Source organism: Streptomyces sp. NPDC001492 (genome assembly GCF_053597275.1).
On record NZ_JBSFHW010000007.1, the window covers coordinates 109,661 to 128,406 of the forward strand.

General features: G+C 71.4%; 14 protein-coding genes. 9 read left to right on the forward strand and 5 right to left on the reverse strand.

What is annotated here, in order from left to right:
- Nucleotides 1-83: 83 nt before the first annotated feature.
- Complete coding sequence (locus ACWC1K_RS11740) at nucleotides 84-1,646, forward strand: FadD3 family acyl-CoA ligase (RefSeq protein WP_450830533.1); 1,563 nt, start codon at nucleotides 84-86, stop codon at nucleotides 1,644-1,646.
- Nucleotides 1,647-1,716: 70 nt separating this feature from the next.
- Here ACWC1K_RS11740 and ACWC1K_RS11745 read toward each other — a convergent pair whose 3' ends face one another.
- Both ACWC1K_RS11745 and ACWC1K_RS11750 read right to left on the reverse strand, forming a co-directional pair.
- Nucleotides 1,717-1,878, reverse strand: coding sequence for a hypothetical protein (locus ACWC1K_RS11745; protein WP_450759388.1), 162 nt, complete (start codon nucleotides 1,876-1,878; stop codon nucleotides 1,717-1,719).
- A gap of 205 nt (nucleotides 1,879-2,083) precedes the next feature.
- Nucleotides 2,084-5,068, reverse strand: a complete 2,985-nt coding sequence (locus ACWC1K_RS11750) for a BTAD domain-containing putative transcriptional regulator (protein ID WP_450830534.1) — start codon at nucleotides 5,066-5,068, stop codon at nucleotides 2,084-2,086.
- 196 nt (nucleotides 5,069-5,264) lie between these two features.
- On the opposite strand from ACWC1K_RS11750, the gene ACWC1K_RS11755 reads away from it, so the two are divergent.
- The 6 genes from ACWC1K_RS11755 to ACWC1K_RS11780 all read left to right on the forward strand — a co-directional run bounded on the left by ACWC1K_RS11755 (nucleotide 5,265) and on the right by ACWC1K_RS11780 (nucleotide 12,713).
- Complete coding sequence (locus tag ACWC1K_RS11755; RefSeq protein ID WP_450830536.1) at nucleotides 5,265-6,497, forward strand: amidohydrolase family protein; 1,233 nt, start codon at nucleotides 5,265-5,267, stop codon at nucleotides 6,495-6,497.
- A gap of 17 nt (nucleotides 6,498-6,514) precedes the next feature.
- The gene (locus tag ACWC1K_RS11760; RefSeq protein WP_450830756.1) at nucleotides 6,515-7,417 is read left to right on the forward strand and encodes an LLM class F420-dependent oxidoreductase; all 903 of its coding nucleotides are present in this window, start codon (nucleotides 6,515-6,517) and stop codon (nucleotides 7,415-7,417) included.
- Nucleotides 7,418-7,428: 11 nt separating this feature from the next.
- Nucleotides 7,429-8,199: an SDR family NAD(P)-dependent oxidoreductase gene (locus tag ACWC1K_RS11765; RefSeq protein ID WP_450830538.1), complete on the forward strand. Its 771-nt coding sequence runs from the start codon at nucleotides 7,429-7,431 to the stop codon at nucleotides 8,197-8,199.
- 99 nt (nucleotides 8,200-8,298) lie between these two features.
- Nucleotides 8,299-9,417: an LLM class flavin-dependent oxidoreductase gene (locus ACWC1K_RS11770; RefSeq protein WP_450830540.1), complete on the forward strand. Its 1,119-nt coding sequence runs from the start codon at nucleotides 8,299-8,301 to the stop codon at nucleotides 9,415-9,417.
- 108 nt (nucleotides 9,418-9,525) lie between these two features.
- Nucleotides 9,526-11,256: an N-acyl-D-amino-acid deacylase family protein gene (locus ACWC1K_RS11775; RefSeq protein WP_450830542.1), complete on the forward strand. Its 1,731-nt coding sequence runs from the start codon at nucleotides 9,526-9,528 to the stop codon at nucleotides 11,254-11,256.
- On the forward strand, nucleotides 11,253-12,713 hold the full coding sequence (locus tag ACWC1K_RS11780; protein ID WP_450830543.1) for an aldehyde dehydrogenase family protein: 1,461 nt from the start codon (nucleotides 11,253-11,255) through the stop codon (nucleotides 12,711-12,713). The genes ACWC1K_RS11775 and ACWC1K_RS11780 overlap by 4 nt, the downstream gene beginning before the upstream one ends.
- Nucleotides 12,714-12,734: 21 nt before the next feature.
- Here the strand turns inward: ACWC1K_RS11780 and ACWC1K_RS11785 are convergent, their stop codons facing one another.
- The 3 genes from ACWC1K_RS11785 to ACWC1K_RS11795 all read right to left on the reverse strand — a co-directional run bounded on the left by ACWC1K_RS11785 (nucleotide 12,735) and on the right by ACWC1K_RS11795 (nucleotide 15,074).
- Nucleotides 12,735-13,127: a nitroreductase/quinone reductase family protein gene (locus ACWC1K_RS11785; protein WP_450830544.1), complete on the reverse strand. Its 393-nt coding sequence runs from the start codon at nucleotides 13,125-13,127 to the stop codon at nucleotides 12,735-12,737.
- 67 nt (nucleotides 13,128-13,194) lie between these two features.
- Nucleotides 13,195-13,440, reverse strand: a complete 246-nt coding sequence (locus ACWC1K_RS11790; protein ID WP_450830545.1) for a DUF5302 domain-containing protein — start codon at nucleotides 13,438-13,440, stop codon at nucleotides 13,195-13,197.
- Between the two features lie 254 nt (nucleotides 13,441-13,694).
- Nucleotides 13,695-15,074: a CehA/McbA family metallohydrolase gene (locus tag ACWC1K_RS11795; RefSeq protein ID WP_450830757.1), complete on the reverse strand. Its 1,380-nt coding sequence runs from the start codon at nucleotides 15,072-15,074 to the stop codon at nucleotides 13,695-13,697.
- Between the two features lie 164 nt (nucleotides 15,075-15,238).
- Between ACWC1K_RS11795 and ACWC1K_RS11800 the strand changes: the two genes are divergently transcribed.
- Both ACWC1K_RS11800 and ACWC1K_RS11805 read left to right on the forward strand, forming a co-directional pair.
- Nucleotides 15,239-16,087, forward strand: a complete 849-nt coding sequence (locus ACWC1K_RS11800) for an LLM class F420-dependent oxidoreductase (RefSeq protein ID WP_450830546.1) — start codon at nucleotides 15,239-15,241, stop codon at nucleotides 16,085-16,087.
- A 38-nt stretch (nucleotides 16,088-16,125) separates the two neighbouring features.
- A complete protein-coding gene (locus ACWC1K_RS11805) occupies nucleotides 16,126-18,708 on the forward strand; it encodes a bifunctional FO biosynthesis protein CofGH (RefSeq protein ID WP_450830548.1) in 2,583 nt (860 codons plus the stop codon).
- Nucleotides 18,709-18,746: the final 38 nt, after the last annotated feature.

Here is an 18,746-nt window from a genome sequence, read left to right on the forward strand (position 1 = left end):
CCTCCGCATGCTGTCCCCTCAGCTGACAGGGCGTCAGGCTACAGCTAATCTGACGGGTAGTCAGCTAGTAGTAGGGGGCTGTTGTGCGCGGTGACGTGGAGTGGGGCAGCATTCCGGGACTCGTCCGGTCGGCGGCCGAACGGTACGCGGACGCCGAGGCGGTGGTGGAGGGCCGTACCCGGATCTCGTACGCCGAACTGGGCGCCCGCGTCGAACGGTCGACGGCGGCCTGTATGGCGGCGGGCATCTCCCCGGGCGACCGGGTCGCGATCTGGGCCCCGAACTCGTCGGACTGGATCGTGGCGGCGCTGGGCGCGGTGTCGGCCGGAGCGGTGCTCGTGCCCATCAACACGCGCTTCAAGGGGGCGGAGGCGGCGGACGTCCTGCGCAGGAGCGGGGCGCGGCTGCTGTTCATCACGGGCACGTTCCTGGGCACCTCGTACGTGGCCTCGCTGCGGCGGGCGGTCGACCGGGGGCCCGGGCTGCCGGATCTCGACCAGGTGGTGGTGCTGTCGGACGACGCGCCCGAGGACTTCCGTACCTGGAAGGACTTCCTGGCGGGCGGGGACGGGGTCGGACCGGCCGAGGTGCGGGCGCGCTCGGCGGCGGTGGACGGATCCTGGCCGTCGGACATCGTCTTCACGTCCGGTACGACGGGCCGTCCCAAGGGTGCGGTGATCACCCATGCGCAGACGCTGCGGGCGTACGAGATCTGGTGCGATCTGGCGGGGCTGAGGCAGGGCGACCGCTATCTGATCGTGAACCCGTTCTTCCACACCTTCGGTTACAAGGCGGGGGTCCTGGCCTGTCTGATGCGCGGTGCGACGATGATCCCCCAGCCGGTGTTCAACATCGACACGGCCCTCGCGAACATCGCGGCCGAGCGGGTGTCGGTACTGCCGGGGCCGCCGACCCTCCACCAGTCCCTGCTGGACCACCCGGCCCGTGACGCCCACGACCTCTCGGCGCTGCGGCTGGTGGTGACGGGCGCGGCGGTGGTGCCGCTGCAACTGGTGGAGCGGCTGCGCGGGGAACTGGGCGTGGAGACGGTCCTGACGGCCTACGGCCTCTCGGAGGCCAGCGGCATCGTGACGATGTGCCGGCGCGGCGACGACCCCACGGTGATCGCCTCGACGTCAGGACGCGCGATCCCCGGCACGGAGGTACGGGTCGAGGCCCTCACCGGCGAGCCCGGCGAGGTCCTGGTGCGCGGCTTCAACGTCATGCGCGGCTACTACGAGGACGAGGCGGGCACGGCGGAGGTCCTGACGGAGGACGGCTGGCTGCGCACCGGGGACGTGGGCGTCCTCGACGCCTACGGGAACCTGCGGATCACCGACCGGATCAAGGACATGTTCATCGTCGGCGGCTTCAACGCCTACCCGGCGGAGATAGAGCAACTCCTGGGCCTCCACCCGGATGTGGCCGACGTCGCCGTGATCGGTGTACCGGACCCGCGGCTGGGCGAGGTCGGCAAGGCGTACGTGGTGCGCCGTCCGGACTCCTCGATGACCTCGGACGACCTGATCGCCTGGGCCCGGCGGGAGATGGCCAACTACAAGGTGCCCAGGTGGGTGGAGTTCGTGGGGGAGCTTCCGCGGAACGCGAGCGGGAAGGTGGTCAAAGGGGAGCTGCGCAGATCCTGACGCGCGCCTCGGCCGCGGCGGTCCCCCTCCGACCGCCGCGGCCGATCCCCGTGCGGAGAAGGCGCGGCCGTCAGGCCTTCTCGTCGGTGATGTGGATGTTGTCCGTGGTCACCTTGGCGGTGTCCTTCGCGGTCACCGTGAGCGGCTCGTCGGTGATGTGGATGTTGTCCGTCGAGTCGCCGGCCGGCTCGTCGGTGATGTGGATGTTGTCCGTGGTGTTCTCGGCGCTCATCGCGTACTCCCCTGACGTGTTGGACGTTTGGATGGACAGGATCCGTCCGGCAACTCCCCCGAGGACTGCCGGACGGATCCTGGAGCCGGTTCACCATAGAGGCCCAGCTCGACGCCGTTCCGCCTGCCCCCCGACGCGACGGCCCGACACAGGCGAGACTGCCCGACCGCGATAAACGAACGATGAACGCCTCCGTCGCGCCCGCTCAGGCCGCCTGCGTCGGCGTCAGCAGGCTGCGGGCCTCGGCCGCCTCGGGTGCGCCGAGCGACTCGAAGATGTCGAGGGCCTCGCGCCAGCACACCTGGGCCCGGTCCAGCTGGCCGATGCCGTTGAGGGCGCGGCCGAGGACGGTGAGGACGTTGCCACGCCGCCACTCCCCGCCGATGCCCCGCAGCAGGGTCAGCGCCGTCTCCGCGTTCGACGCCGCCTGCGCGGGGCGCCGGTCCTTGAGGTCGAGTTCGGCGAGGCGGAAGACCGTCATGCCCTCCCACAGCCGCTGCCGGCTGTCCTGGAACACCTCGAGAGCCTGCTGAAGGCATTCGGTCGCCTGGGCCAGCTTCCCGCTCTGTGCCAGCGCGAGGCCCAGCGCGTACCGCCCGTTGGCACCCTTGAGGTCATGTCCCATGGCGTCGTACATGGCCGTGCCCTGCCGGGCCAGGGTCACCGCGCTCTCCGCCCGGCCGGTGGCCAGATACACGCGCGACAGATTGCACAGGGCGCTCGCCTCGCCCGGGCGGTCGCCGAGCACGCGGAAGTGCTCGATGGCGCGGGTGAAGTGCGCCTCCGCGTCCTCGTGCCGGTTCTGGTACGCCGCGATCGCGCCGCCGACATTGGACGACCAGCAGCCGGCCAGCGCGTCGTGGGAGGAGTCGGTCAGCTCACGGGCCCGGCCGGCCTCCTCGTCGGCGAGGTCGAAACGGCCGATGAGGCTGTGCGCGTAGGCCAGCGTGATCAGTGCCCGGGCCTCCGCGTACGGGTCCTCGGCCGCCCGCGCCGCCGTGCACAGCGCCACCGCGACCGTCTCGTACTCCCGGGAGTTGGTCCCGGACTCCGCCAGGTCGATCGCCGCCCACAGGACGTCGACGGCGCGCCGGAGCATCCCGGGATGAGCGGACTGCCGCACGCACGCCAGCAGTGAGACCGCCTCGGAGTAGAGCCAGTCCTGCGCCGCGTGCCGGTCGTCGAACGTCAGCCCGGGATGCTCCGGGGTCGCGAGGTGGTCCACCAGCCGGTCTCCCGGCCGTTCGATGAGGTAGACCGCCGCGGCGGTGGCCAGATAGAAGTCCAGCAGCCGGGACATCGCCGCGTCCCTCCCCCACTGCCCGAAAGGCGTGGGAGGTGCCCCCACGCTCGGCGGCCATTCGTCCCGCTCCGCGCATGCACGCGCGTAGAGGCGTACGAGATCGTGGTACCGGTAGCGGCCGGGGGCCGCCGATTCCAGCAGTGAGGTGTCGACGAGGGCCTCCAGCAGGTCCTCCGTCTCCTCCGCCGGCAGGTCGAGGACCGCCGCGGCCGCCGCCAGCGAGATGTCCGGGCCGTCCGCGAGGCCCAGCAGCCTGAACGCCCGTGCCTGGGCCGGCTCCAGCGCGCCGTAGCCGAGTTCGAAGGTGGCCTTGACCGCCAGGTCGCCCGCCTGCAGCTCGTCCAGGCGCCTGCGCTCGTCCGCCAGCTTCGCGGCCAGCACCGAGACCGTCCAGGTGCGGCGGGCCGCCAGCCGGGAGGCCGCGATACGGATCGCCAGCGGCAGGAAGCCGCAGGCCGCCACCACGTCCAGGGCGGCCTCGCGCTCGCTCGCCACCCGTTCCTCGCCCACGATCTTCGTGAACAGCGACAGCGCCTCGTCGGGGGACATCACGTCCAGGTCCACCAGATGGGCCCCGGCGAGATCGACCATCCGCACCCGCGAGGTCACCAGCGCCGCGCAGCCCTCCGTGCCGGGCAGCAGCGGCCGTACCTGCGCCGCGTCCCGGGCGTTGTCGAGCAGGACCAGCACCCGGCGGCCGTCCAGGACGGACCGGTACAGCGCCGCCCGCTCCTCCAGTGAGTCCGGGATCGCCGAGTCAGCGGTGCCCAGGGCCCGCAGGAAGGACCCCAGGACGGTCTCCGGTTCCGCCGCGCGGGCCCCCGCGCCCTGCAGATCGACGTACAACTGGCCGTCCGGGAAGGCCGTCCGCGCCTGGTGGGCGACGTGCACGGCCAGCGTGGTCTTGCCGACGCCGCCGATGCCGGCCACCGCCGACACCGCCATCACCCGGCCCTCGGCCGAGGACAGCACCTCGCCGAGCTCGTGGACGAAGGCCGCACGGCCCGTGAAGTCCGGGACGGTGGCGGGCAGTTGGGCCGGGCGGACCGGGGCGGCGGCCGGCTCGGCCTGCGGGGACGCCGGCTCCGCGAGCCCCGGGTCCGCCCGCAGGATCCGCTGCTGCAGCTCCCGCAGCCCCGGCCGCGGGTCCACCCCCAGCTCGTCCGCCAGCAGCCGCCGGGTGTCCGCGTACACCGCCAGCGCCTCCGCCTGGCGGCCGCTGCGGTACAGGGCCAGCATCAGCAGTTCGCGCAGCCGCTCGCGCAGCGGGTGGGCGGCGGTGAGGGCGGTCAGCTCCGACACCGCCTCCGCGTGGCAGCCCTGCTCCAGGTCCATGTCGAGCCGGGACTCCAGGAGTTGCAGCCGCCATTCCTCCAGGCGGACCCGCTGTGCCTCCGCGTACGGGCCGGGTACGCCGGCCAGCACCTCCCCGTCCCACAGCGCCAGCGCGCGGCCGAGCACCCCACGGGCGTGGGACAGGTCCCCGGCGCTCTTCGCCTTCTCCGCCTCGGCGGCCAGGTCCTGGGCCACGGCCAGGTCGAGGGCGCCCTCCGGCAGCCCGCGCACCGCGTACCCGCCGGACTCGCTCACCAGGACCCCGGGGCCCAGCACCTTCCGCAGCCGGGAGGCGTACGTCCGCAGTGCCGCGAGGGCCTGCGACGGCGGCTCCTCGCCCCACACGGCGTCGATCAGCTCGCTCGCGGTGGCCGTGCGGCCCTCGCGCAGCAGCAGGGCGGCGAGCAGGGCACGTTGCTGCGGGGAGCCGGTGCTCAGCTGCTCCGGTCCGCGCCGGGCTCGTACCGGACCGAGCACGCCGAAGCTCAGCGGGGCAGGCTCCGCGCAGGAGCCGGCCCGCCTCTGTTCCGGCACTCGCGGTACACCGTCCATCGCCGTCTCCCTAGACACAGTGGGCAACTACGTCAGTTTGCCTTGTTCATGGCGGATGCGTCAGCTGTGGAGAGCGCTTGTACGGGCAGACGCGCGGGATATCACAAGGCCCTCACCTGCTCTTCGCACCCGCGGCGGAACCGCTGATGGTCCCGCATAGCTGACGGACCGTCAGATCGGCGCTACCGTGACCGCCATGGAGACCACGAAGGACTTCCCGGACTTCCCGCTGATCATCTCCGTCGACGACCACACCGTGGAGCCCGCCGACGTCTGGCAGAGCCGCCTGCCGAAGAAGTACCTCGACACCGGCCCCCGCATAGTCCGCGCGCCGCTGAAGGAGATCTCCTTCCTCGGCGGCCGCTTCCGCCCGGTGATGGGCGCCCCCGGCGACGACGGCCCGCTCGGCGACTGGTGGCTGTACGAGGGCCTCCAGCGGCCCCTCACCCGCCTGGACACCGCCGTCGGCTACAGCAGGGACGAGATCAAGCTGGAGATCATCACCTACGAGCAGATGCGCCCGGGGTCGTACGACGTCCCGCAGCGCCTCGCCGACATGGACGTCAACCACGTCCAGTCCTCCGTCTGCTTCCCCAGCTTCCCCCGCTTCTGCGGCCAGACCTTCTCCGAGGCCGAGAACAAGGAGCTGGCCCTGCTCTGCGTCCGGGCCTACAACGACTGGATGGTGGAGGAGTGGTGCGGCCCGCAGGCTCAGGGCCGGCTCATACCCCTCACCCTCATCCCCCTCTGGGACGCCGAACTCGCGGCGGCGGAGGTCCGGCGCAACGCCGCCCGCGGGGTCCGTGCCGTCGCCTTCTCCGAGATACCCCCGCACCTGGGCCTCCCGTCCGTCCACTCCGAGGACTGGGACCCCTTCCTCGCCGCCTGCGACGAGACCGGCACGGTCATCGCCATGCACATCGGCTCCAGCAGCCGTATGCCCTCGACCTCCAAGGACGCCCCGCCCGCCGTGGGTTCCACCATCACCTTCGCCAACTGCTGCTTCTCGATGGTGGACTGGCTGATGAGCGGCAAGTTCGAACGCTTCCCGAACCTCAGGATCATGTACGCGGAGGGCCAGATCGGCTGGATCCCGTACATCCTGGAGCGGGCCGACGTCGTCTGGGAGGAGAACCGCGGCTGGGGCGGCGTCGCCGACAAGGTCCACCGCCCGCCGTCCGAACTCTTCGCCGAGCACATCTACGGCTGCTTCTTCGACGACGCCTTCGGGCTGAAGAACCTCGACGCGATCGGCGTCGGCAACGTCCTCTACGAGACCGACTACCCCCACTCCGACTCCACCTGGCCGAAGTCCCGGCAGGTCGGCGAGGCGCAGATGGGCCACCTGGACCCGGAGGTGGTGGAGCGGATCGTGCGCGGGAACGCCATCGAGCTGCTGGGCCTCACCCCTGAGGGACTCTGGCGGTGAGCACCTTCTCGTACGGGATGCAGCTTCCCGTCCAGTCCCAGAGCACGATCTACGCCGAGGGCTGGGAGGCCGGCGCCGGTCCCGGGGACCTGGTGGAGATCGCCCGCAGCGCCGACCGCGCCGGCTTCGGCTACCTCGCGAGCTGCGACCACGTCGCGATCCCGCGCCGACTGGCCCCCGCCATGAGCACGGTCTGGTACGACCCCGTGGCCACCCTCGGCTTCCTGGCGGGCGTGACCGAGCGGGTGCGGCTGCTCAGCCATGTCGCCGTCGTGGGTCTGCGGCATCCGCTGCTGACGGCCAAGCAGTACGCCACCCTCGACCATCTGTCGGGCGGCCGCCTGATCCTGGGCGTCGGTGCCGGGCACGTCCGGGAGGAGTTCGAGGTGCTCGGCGTCGACTTCGACCGGCGCGGGGCCGTCCTCGACGAGTCGATCGACGCCCTGCGCGCCGCCCTGGGCCCGGACGAGTTCCCCGAACACCACGGCAAGCTCTACGACTTCGAGGGGCTCGGTCAGCAGCCGCGGCCGGCCCAGGAGCGCGTGCCGCTGTGGGTCGGCGGCTCGTCCCCCGCCGCCGTACGCCGGGCCGCCCTCAAGAGCGACGGCTGGCTGCCGCAGGGCGACCCGCGGGACCGGCTGCCCGCGCAGATCGAGCGGATACGGCGGCTGCGGGACGAGGCGGGCCTCGACGGGCCGTTCACCATGGGCGCCATCACCGAGCCGCTCCACCTCGGCACGCCCACCTGGGACGTCGGCCGCCGCACCCTCACCGGCCCCCCGGACGCGCTCGCCGAGTCCCTGCGGGCCTACCGCGCGATGGGCGTGCACCAGATCCAGGTGCGGTTCCGCAGCCGCGGCCGCACCGAACTCACCGACCAGATGGCGGCCTTCGGCGCCGAAGTGGCGCCCCTTCTCTGAGGAGTCATGGCATGGGCAAGCTGGACGGACGCGTCGTGATCGTCACCGGGGCGGCGCGCGGACAGGGGGAGCAGGAGGCCCGCCTGTTCAGAGCGGAGGGGGCCGAGGTCGTGATCGCCGACGTCCTCGACGACCAGGGCGGCGCCCTCGCGGAGGAACTGGGCGCGCGCTACGTCCACCTGGACGTGAGCCAGGAGGACCAGTGGCGGTCGGCCGTGAGCGCCGTGAAGAACTCCCTCGGGCGGGTGGACGGCCTGGTCAACAACGCCGGCATCCTGCGCTTCAACTCCCTCCTCGACACCCCACTCGACGAGTTCATGCAGGTCGTACAGGTCAACCAGGTCGGCTGCTTCCTCGGGATCAAGACCGTCGCGCCGGTGATGGAGGACGGCGGCACGATCGTCAACACCGCCTCCTACACGGCCGTGACCGGCATGGCGGCCGTCGGCACGTATGCCGCCACCAAGCACGCCGTCCTCGGTCTCACCCGCGTCGCCGCCCTGGAACTCGCCGACCGGCGCATCCGCGTCAACGCCATGTGCCCCGGCGCCATCGACACCGCCATGTCCAACCCGGCCCGGCTGGACCCGACGGCGGACGCGGCGGAGACCGGCCGGGCGCTGGACGAGCTGTACCGCAAGCTGGTGCCGCTCGGCCGGATCGGTAAGCCGGAGGAGGTCGCGCGGCTGGCCCTGTTCCTGACCTCCGACGACTCCTCGTACATCACCGGGCAGCCGTTCGTGATCGACGGGGGCTGGCTGGCCGGGGTCAGTGTCATCTGACTGTCCATCAGGTATTGACCCTCCATGAGGGTGGTGCCACAGTGCATCAAAACTGACGGTGTGTCAGAAAAACTTCGGAACCGGGGACGGTGAACCGCCTTGGAATTCGGGCTCTTTGTACAGGGATACGTGGGCAAACGCGCCGAGACCGATCCGCTCGCGGAGCACAAGGCGCTGATGGAGGAGACCGAGTACGTCATCCAGGCGGACAAGTCAGGCTTCAAGTACGCGTGGGCGTCCGAGCACCACTTCCTGGAGGAGTACTCGCACCTCTCCGCCAACGATGTGTTCCTGGGGTATCTGGCGCACGCCACGGAGCGGATTCATCTGGGGTCGGGGATCTTCAACCCCCTCGCCCAGGTCAACCACCCGGTGAAGGTGGCCGAGAAGGTCGCGATGCTCGACCACCTGACCGGGAACCGGTTCGAGTTCGGCAGCGGGCGCGGAGCCGGGTCGCACGAGATCCTCGGGTTCATCCCTGGCGTGACCGACATGAACTACACCAAGGAGATCTGGGAGGAGACGATCGCCGAGTTCCCGAAGATGTGGCTCCAGGACGAGTACGCCGGCTTCCAGGGCAAGCACTGGCAGCTGCCCCCGCGCAAGGTCCTGCCGAAGCCGTACGGGAAGTCGCATCCGGCGATGTGGTACGCCGCCGGGTCGCCGCCCTCGTACGCCATGGCCGCCCGCAAGGGTCTCGGTGTGCTCGGGTTCAGCATCCAGAAGGTCTCCGACATGGAGTGGGTGCTGGAGCAGTACAAGACGGCGATCGTGAACGCCGAGCCGGTCGGGGACTTCGTGAACGACAACGTGATGGTCACGACGACGGCCATCTGCGCGCCGACGCACGACGAGGCGATACGGATCGCCACCAACGGCGGGCTGCACTATCTGCCGTCGCTGGTGTTCCGCTACCACGACACCTTCCCGCGGCCCGAGGGCTTCCCGGTGTGGCCCGAGACGCTGCCGGCGTACACGCCCGAGTTCGTCGAAGTCCTCATCGAGGAGGAGCTGCTGATCTGCGGGGACCCCGATGAGGTGCTCACGCAGTGCAAGCGGTGGGAGCAGGCGGGGGCGGACCAGCTGAGCTTCGGGCTGCCGGTGGGGGTGCCGAAGGAGGAGACGCTGCAGACGATTCGGTTGATCGGGGAGCACGTCATTCCGAAGATCGATACCGATCCTGTGCATCGGACTTCCCGGTTCCGGCAGTCCGCCTAGCCGCCGCAGGGGTGCGGACCGTTCGCGGGTGCCGGTTGTCTGTGGCTGGTCGCGCAGTTCCCCGCGCCCCTAGGGGGGTATGCCGCACGCATCTTGAGGAGTTGCCGCATGCTTGATCATCTCATCAAAGGCGCCACCGTTGTCGATGGGACGGGCGCTCCTGCCTACACCGCCGACGTCGGGATCCGGGACGGGCGTATCGCTGCCCTTGGAATCATCACGGAGGAGGCCAGGACGACCGAGGACGCCAAAGGTCTCGTCCTCGCCCCCGGCTTCGTCGATCCGCACACGCACTACGACGCCCAGTTGTTCTGGGACCCGTATGCGACGCCCTCGTTGAATCATGGAGTGACGACTGTCGCGGCCGGGAACTGTGGTTTCACGCTTGCGCCTTTGAACCCCTCCCGGCCCGAGGACGCCGACTACACGCGCCGCATGATGTCCAAGGTCGAGGGCATGTCGCTGGTTGCGCTGGAGGAGGGGGCGCCCTGGAGCTGGCACTCCTTCGGGGAGTATCTGGACGCCCTCGAAGGGCGGATCGCCGTCAATGCGGGGTTCATGGTCGGGCACTGTGCGCTTCGCCGGTATGTGATGGGGCCGGATGCGGTCGGTGGGCAGCCCAGTGAGGAGCAGCTGGCGGAGATCGTGCGGTTGCTGCATGCGGCCATGGACGCCGGAGCCTGGGGGTTCTCGACCACCCAGTCGTCCACCCACTCGGACGGCGACGGGAAGCCGGTCGCCTCCCGGCACGCGAAGCCGGCCGAGCTGCTGGCCCTCTCCCGTGCCGTCGGGGAGCACGAGGGGACGCAGATCGAGGCGATCGTCGCCGGCTGCCTCGACCAGTTCAGCGACGCGGAGATCGATCTGTTCGCGGAGATGAGCGCGACGGCCGGACGCCCCCTGAACTGGAACGTCCTCACCATCGACGCCTCCGTACCCGAACGCGTGCCCCGGCAGCTGTACGCGAGCGAGCAGGCGCGGAAGGCGGGCGGCCGGGTGGTCGCGCTGACCATGCCCATCCTGACGCCGATGAACATGTCCCTGGGCACCTTCTGCGCGCTGAACCTGATACCGGGCTGGGGCCCGGTCCTCGGGCTGCCGGTGCCGGAGCGGATCGCCCGGTTGCGCGACCCGGACGTACGCGCGCGGATGCTGGAGCACGCCACGTCCAAGGAGGCCGGTGTCTTCCGGCGGCTCACGAACTTCGGGCGGTACGTCATCGGGGACACGTACAGCGAGGCGAACGAGGGGCTGACGGGCAGGGTCGTCGAGGAGATCGCGCAGGAGCGGGGGCAGGACCCGTTCCAGTGCCTGGTCGAGATCTGCGCCGCCGACGAGCTGCGTACGGTGCTGTGGCCCATGCCCACCGACAACGATCCCGCGTCCTGGGCGCTGCGCGCCGAGACCTGGCAGCACGAGGACGTGCTGCTCGGCGGATCCGACGCCGGTGCGCACCTGGACCGCATGTGCGGAGCCCCGTACACGACGCGCTTCCTGGGCGACTGTCTGCGCCGGCGGAAGCTGGTAGGTCTGGAGCAGGCGGTGAAGATGCTGACCGACGACCCGGCGCGGCTGTTCGGGCTGCGCGAGCGGGGGCGGGTGGAGGAGGGCTTCCATGCGGATCTGGTCCTCTTCGACCCGGAGCGGATCGACGCGGGTACGGCCACCCTGGTGCACGACCTGCCGGGTGACAGTCCGCGGCTGGACGCCAAGGCGATCGGGGTGCGGGCCGTGTGGGTCAACGGGGTCGAGGCGATCCGGGACGACGTGGTGAGCGGCGCCGTACCCGGGAAGGTGCTGCGGTCGGGGCGGGACACCCGGACGGTGAGCACCAGGTGAACCAGGGGGCGGACGGGCAGCGGCTGTTCGTCGGCGGCCGATGGGTCGAGCCGGACGGCGGCCACTACGAGGTCGTCGACCCGGCGACCGAGGAGACCATCGGGTGGGCTCCGGAGGCCTCGCGGGATCAGGTGCACGCGGCCTGTGCCGCGGCCCGCGAGGCCTTCGGGCCGTGGTCCCGTACGGCGGCGGAGGAAAGGGCGGCGGTGCTCGGCCGCGCGGCGGACATCATCGCGAGCCGGTTCGTGCCGTACGCCGAGCTGGCGCAGGCGGAGACCGGCGCGACCACGGGGACGGCGCGGGCGATGCAGGTCGGGGTGGGCGTGGCCCGCTTCCGGCGGTACGCGCGCGTGGAGCCCGCCGAGTGGGCGGTCCCGCCGCAGATCAACGAGGCCGGGCCGATGGGGAAGGCGGGCGTGATGGGCGCGCTGGCCGTCCGCCAGCCGGTCGGCGTCGTCACGTGCGTCACCTCGTACAACAACCCGTGGGCGAACCCGGCCGGCAAGATCGCCCCGGCCCTCGCCATGGGCAACACGGTGGTGGTGAAGCCCGCCCCGCAGGATCCGTTGTCGGTCTACCGGATGGCGGAGGCACTGGAGGCGGCGGGAGCGCCGCCGGGCGTGGTGAACGTCGTGTCCGGCCAGTCGGTGGAGGTCGGGGAGGCGGCCGTCGCGTCACCCGACGTCGACATGGTGAGCTTCACCGGGTCGACGGCGGTCGGGCAGCGGATCGGCGAGGTCTGCGGGCGGTCCATGAAACGGCAGCTGATGGAGCTGGGCGGGAAGGGCGCCGCGGTCGTCTTCGACGACGCGGACCTCGGCTCGGCGGTGGCGGGGATCGGCACCACCTTCTCCTTCTACAGCGGCCAGATCTGCACGGCACCGACACGGGTGCTGGCGCAGCGGGGCGTGTACGACCGTCTGGTCGAGCAACTGGCCGCGTACGCGGGCCGGTTGACCGTCGGCGACCCGCGTGCCCCGAAAACGGTGGTCGGGCCGGTGATCTCGGCCGCCCATCGGGACCGGGTGGAGTCGTACGTCGAACTGGGCCGGAAGGAGGGCGCGGTGGTCGTGACGGGTGGTGAACGCCCGTCGTCCGACCGGGGCTTCTACGTCACGCCGACCCTCCTCGCGGACTGCACGAACGACATGCGCGTGGCCCGGGAGGAGATCTTCGGCCCGGTGGTGTCCGTCATCCCCTTCGAGGAGGAGGAAGAGGGCATCGCACTGGCGAACGACAGCGACTACGGGCTCATCGACTACGTCTGGTCGGGGGATGTGGCACGGGCCTTCCGTGCGGCCCGGCAGCTGCGGGCGGGCGGGGTGGGTGTCAACACGGTGGGCCGCAACATGGAGGCGCCGTTCGGGGGGTTCAAGAAGAGCGGGGTGGGGCGGGACGTCGGTGTGTACGCCCTGCACGCGTACAGCGAGGTGCAGGCGATCGTGTGGCCGGGGTGATCCGGCCCGACGGGCGCCGACTCACCCCTCCAGATCCACCCGCACCGTCAGCTGTCCCACGCCGATCACCCGTACCGCCGCGCTGTTGAAGCGGGGCAGGGCGCGCAGCCGGGCCGCGGTGTCGTCGTCGGGCAGGAGCTGGGCCGTGCCGGTGTGCCAGCGGCCCCGGATGCGGACCCGTACCCGCGGATCGGCCTTGATATTGCGGACGTATTGCGAGCGCTCGCCGAACTCGGACACCAGCCAGAACGAGTCGCCGACCCGGCGCCCGCCGACCGGCGTGCGGCGGGGCAGACCGGAGGTGCGGCCCGTGGTCTCCAGGAGGGTCTGGAGCGGCAGGCGGCGCATGACCGCGTTGAGCTTGCGCTGGAAGGCCGTGACGGCTCGGTACTTGCTCTCGGCGCGGCGGGACAAAGTTTCCGGATCTCCTGTTGTGCGAAGGCGCTCCTCCCGTTGACGAGGGAGGAGCCGAGGAGCGGACTCAGCCGCCGCTCTTGCGCCTGAACGACCGCTGACTCGCGGCCGGGCCGTGCGCGCCTCGGATCTTCGACGCGTCGGCGTTCGCGGCCAGAGCCGCCGCGGCGTCCTCCTGCTTGCCCCGCTTGCGCGCCAGGGCCTCGCGGAACTTGCCCTTCAGGTCGTACTGGCCGTCCTCGTCGGGCGCCAGGGCAGGACTCTCGGCCTCAGCCGGCTCCGAACCTTCTTGCCATGCAGAGTCTGTAGTCATGGTGACCTCCTGGGCTCGGGCAGTGTGAGCACAGCTTGTCATGCCGGGTCCAGCACCGGGAGCCCGCGTCGGGCGGAGGCGGGTGGGCGAGACTTGCGCAGTCCGCTCAGCCGGCGGCTTTCCGGGCTACCGGGAGCGGTTCGAGACGGAGCCGGCAGCAGTCATGGAAGCCGCCCCCACCAACGACTTCGCCGGCGCCGCAGCCTCTCGGGCCGGGACGGCGAGCGGCTCATCGCCCGCCACCTCTGACGCCGTCACGCGCTCCCCAGGAACACCGGGTTCGTGAACGCCGCCATCACCCCCGGTACCGGCCCCACCGCCGTCTCATGCCGGACCTCCGCCCGCACATACGCCGTGTACGACGCAGTCGTACGCCACTGGGCCACCCCGGAGCCCGCCACCGGCAGCGGTTCGCTCGTGAACAGCGCGCCCTGGTCGGTCACGAAGCGGATCGTGCAGCGCGGGACGCCGGCCGCTTCCAGGCGTACGGTCACCGGCGTCTCGCGGTCGACCGCCAACCGCTCACCGGGACCGGCGACCTGGTCGTGGGCGGTGGCCGTGAAGGCCAGCGAGACGTTGCGGGACTCGGCGACGTACGACCGCCCCGCCCGGATGCCCTCCTGGATCGCCTCCCGGGTCAGATCCTCGGCGAGGACGACCGTCTGGGGCAGCCCCACCGTGTCCGGATCGCGGTGCGCGTCGCTGTTGCCCATGGCCGGGAGCCACCCGCGCCCCTCGCGCACGGACGCGGCCAGCTGGTTGTCCCACTCGGCGAGCGTCACCTCGTCGTCCGGTGTCCACGGCCCGTTCCACACCTCGACCGCGTCCGCCTCGCCGAAGCCGAACTTCCAGCCGCAGCCGACGCAGGTGCCGTGCGGGTGGGCGGGAACCACCAGGCCGCCCGCCTCGCGGATCCGGTGGGCGAAGCGGCCGAAGCGACGGTCCCGGGCCCGGTAGCGCCAGTCGACGAAGGTGCCGGGATCGGTGCCGAGGGCGAGGACGTGGCCGTTCCTCGTCGTCACCTCCTCGCCGAGCATGATCAGCAGGTCCTCGCCCGCCTCCGGGGCCCAGTGCGGGTGCGAGGAGTGGGTGTTGTGGTCCGAGGAGTTGATGAAGTCCAGGCCCGCCGCCCGCGCGAGCGCGGCGACCTCGGCCGGGGTGCGGCGGCCGTCGGAGTACCAGGTGTGGAGGTGGCAGTCGCCGCGGTACCAGGCGCGGCCCCGGCCCTTCGCCCGCGTCGGCGGATACGCCGGCTCGGGTGTCTCGCCCGGCTCCCCGTGCGCGAGCGTGACGGTGAGCTCGTACGACAGGCCCTGCGGCGCCACCGTGTACGGGCCCAGCACGATGTGCCAGGTGCCGGGGCGGATCGGACCGGCGAGGTACCCGGGCGTCGCCTCGTCCGCCCGCACGAAGAACTCCGTACGCGCCCCGCCCGACCACCCCCGGAACCCCTCCCCGCCCAGCTCGGTGCCGCGCTCGTCGAAGAGGCCGATGTCGAGCGCGTTGCCGGGGGTGCCGGGCGGGACGGCGGGGCGGTCGTAGGTGTAGGAGACCTTCAACTCGCTTACACCAGGCGGTACTTCGACGGGTACGTAGACGTAGTCCGGGGAGCCTGGCGGCAGCGTCCCGCGCATTGTCACCACACCCTCACCGTAAGCGCCCTAAAGGGGCGCGGGGAACTGCGCGACCAGCCCCCACTCACCCGCACTCGCCGACAACGATCAACCAGCCCCCACGAACTGCGAACAACCGACCAGTCGGTATGGACATCTCGCCCTCGCCCCGGTACAGATGACCCATGCGAATCGCCGTAACAATCTTCCTCACCGACGAGACCGTCACCCCCACCCGGCTCGCGCGGGAGCTGGAAGCGCGCGGCTTCGCCGGTCTGTACCTCCCCGAGCACACGCACATCCCGGTGGAGCGCGTGACCCCGTACCCCGCGGGCGGCGCGCTGCCGCCCGAGTACGGCCGCACCCTCGACCCCTTCGTCGCGCTCGGCCAGGCGGCCGCGGTGACCGAGCGGCTCGGCCTCGGCACCGGCATCACACTGGTGGCCCAGCACGATCCGATCGACCTCGCCAAGCAGATCGCGACCCTCGACCACCTCTCCGGCGGCCGCTTCACCCTCGGCCTCGGCTTCGGCTGGAACGTCGAGGAAGCCGCGGACCACGGGGTGGAGTGGCGTACCCGGCGGGAGCTGGTGCGGGACCGGATGGCGCTGATGCGTGCGCTGTGGAGTGACGAACCCGTCGCGTACGAGGGGGAGTTCGGGGGCGTGCGGGCCTCGTACGCCCACCCGAAGCCCGCCCAGAAGCCGCGCGGCCCGGTCGTCGGCCCGCGCACCCTCGTCGGCGGGGCCGCCGGCCCCAAGCTCTTCTCCCACGTCTGCGAGTACGCCGACGGCTGGCTGCCGATCGGCGGGCGCGGACTGACGGAGTCGCTGCCGGTGCTGCGCGCCGCGTGGGCGGACGCGGGCCGCGACCCGGCGGCGCTGCAGGTGGTCCCGTACGCGGTGTTCCCCACTCCGGGCAAGCTGGCGCACTACGCGGACCTCGGCGTCGAGGAGGTCGTCGTACAGCTGCCGCCGGCGGGGGAGGCGGAGGTGCTGCGGGTGCTGGACCAGTACGGGGCCCTGCTGGGCTGACCCCTGGGCACTGATCAGCTCGACCGTATGCTCGAAGGATGACGACTTCCGCGACCGGAACCGGCCCCACCGACAACTCCATGCGTCGCGCCCTCAAACGCGCCCGTGACGGCGTCGCCCTGGACGTCACCGAGACCGCCGTCCTCCTCCAGGCCCGCGGCGAGGCCCTCACCGACCTCGCCGCGTCCGCCGCCCGCGTCCGCGACGCAGGCCTCGACGCGGCCGGCCGCCCCGGCGTCATCACGTACTCGAAGAGCGTCTTCATCCCCCTCACCCGGCTGTGCCGGGACAAGTGCCACTACTGCACCTTCGTCACCGTCCCCGGCAAGCTGCGCCGCGCGGGCCACGGGATGTTCATGTCCCCGGACGAGGTCCTCGACATCGCCCGCAAGGGCGCGGCGCTCGGCTGCAAGGAAGCCCTGATCACCCTGGGCGACAAGCCCGAGGACCGCTGGCCCGAGGCGCGTGAGTGGCTCGACGCGCACGGCTACGACGACACCATCGCCTACGTCCGCGCCATCTCCATCCGCATCCTGGAGGAGACGGGCCTGCTGCCCCACCTCAACCCCGGCGTGATGTCCTGGACGGACTTCCAGCGGCTCAAGCCCGTCGCGCCCAGCATGGGCATGATGCTGGAGACCACGGCCACCCGGCTGTGGTCCGAACCGGGCGGGCCGCACTACGGCTCCCCGGACAAGGAACCCGCCGTACGGCTGCGGGTCCTGGAGGACGCGGGCCGCTCCTCGGTCCCCTTCACGTCCGGCCTCCTGATCGGCATCGGCGAGACGTACGAGGAGCGCGCGGAGTCCCTCTTCGCGCTGCGGAAGATCTCCCGCGCCTACCACGGCATCCAGGAGCTGATCATCCAGAACTTCCGCGCCAAGCCGGACACCGCGATGCGCGGCATGCCGGACGCGGAGCTGGACGAACTGGTCGCCACGGTGGCCGTGGCCCGGCACATCATGGGCCCGTCCGCCAACCTCCAGGCCCCGCCCAACCTCGTCGACTCCGAGTACGAGCGGCTGATGGGCGCGGGCATCGACGACTGGGGCGGGGTGTCCCCCCTGACCATCGACCATGTGAACCCGGAACGCCCCTGGCCGCAGATCGAGGAACTCACCGAGCGCTCCCGCGCCGCCGGCTTCGAACTGCGGGAACGCCTCTGCGTCTACCCGGAGTTCGTGCAGCGCGGCGAGCCCTGGCTGGACCCGCGGCTGCGCCCGCACGTCCGCGCCCTCGCCGACCCGGAGACCGGCCTCGCGCGACCGGAGGCGACCGTCGAGGGCCACCCGTGGCAGGAGCCCGAGGAGGCATTCGTCGCCTCCGGCCGCACCGACCTGCACTCCTCCATCGACACCGAGGGCCGTACGTCCGACCGTCGCGACGACTTCGACGAGGTGTACGGCGACTGGGCGGCCCTGCGCGAGGCCGCCGCCCCCGGCATGCTGCCGGAGCGCATCGACACGGACGTACGCGCGGCGCTGGCGACGGCGGCGGACGACCCGACGCGTCTCACGGACGCGGAGGCCCTCGCCCTGCTGCACGCCGACGGCCCCGCACTGGACGCCCTCACGCGCATCGCGGACGACGTACGGAGGTCGGCCGTCGGCGACGACGTGACCTACATCGTCACCCGCAACATCAACTTCACCAACGTCTGCTACACGGGCTGCCGCTTCTGCGCGTTCGCGCAGCGCAGGACGGACGCGGACGCCTACACGCTCTCCCTGGAGCAGGTCGCGGACCGCGCCCAGCAGGCCTGGGACGTGGGCGCGGTGGAGGTCTGCATGCAGGGCGGCATCCACCCCGACCTGCCGGGTACGGCGTACTTCGACATCGCGAAGGCGGTGAAGTCCCGCGTCCCCGGAATGCACGTCCACGCCTTCTCGCCCATGGAGGTCGTGAACGGCGCGACGCGAACGGGGATGTCCATCCGCGAGTGGCTCACGGCCGCCAAGGAAGCCGGTCTGGACACCATCCCCGGCACGGCCGCCGAGATCCTCGACGACGAGGTCCGCTGGGTCCTGACCAAGGGCAAGCTGCCGACGGCGACCTGGATGGAGGTCGTCACGACCGCGCACGAGCTGGGCATCCGGTCCTCGTCGACGATGATGTACGGCCATGTGGACCAGCCGCGGCACTGGCTCGGCCATCTGCGGACCCTGGCCCGCATCCAGCAGCAGACGGGCGGCTTCACGGAGTTCGTGACGCTCCCCTTCATCCACACCAACGCACCCGTGTACCTGGCGGGCATCGCCCGCCCCGGCCCGACGACGAGGGACAACCGCGCGGTGACGGCGATGGCGAGGCTCTTGCTGCACCCCCACATCCCGAACATCCAGACCAGCTGGGTGAAGCTGGGCACGGAGGGCGCGGCCGAGATGCTCCGCTCCGGCGCCAACGACCTGGGCGGCACCCTCATGGAGGAGACGATCTCCCGCATGGCGGGCTCCTCCTACGGTTCGTACAAGTCGGTCAAGGACCTGATCGCGGTGGCGGACGCGGCCGGCCGCCCGGCGAAACCACGGACGACGCTGTACGGGGACGTACCGGAGGAACGGCAACAGGCGGCGGCGGTCTCGGACGGACACTTGCCGGAACTTTTGCCGGTCCTGGACTGAGTACGATGATCCGACCCCTGTTCCACGAGGACATGGGG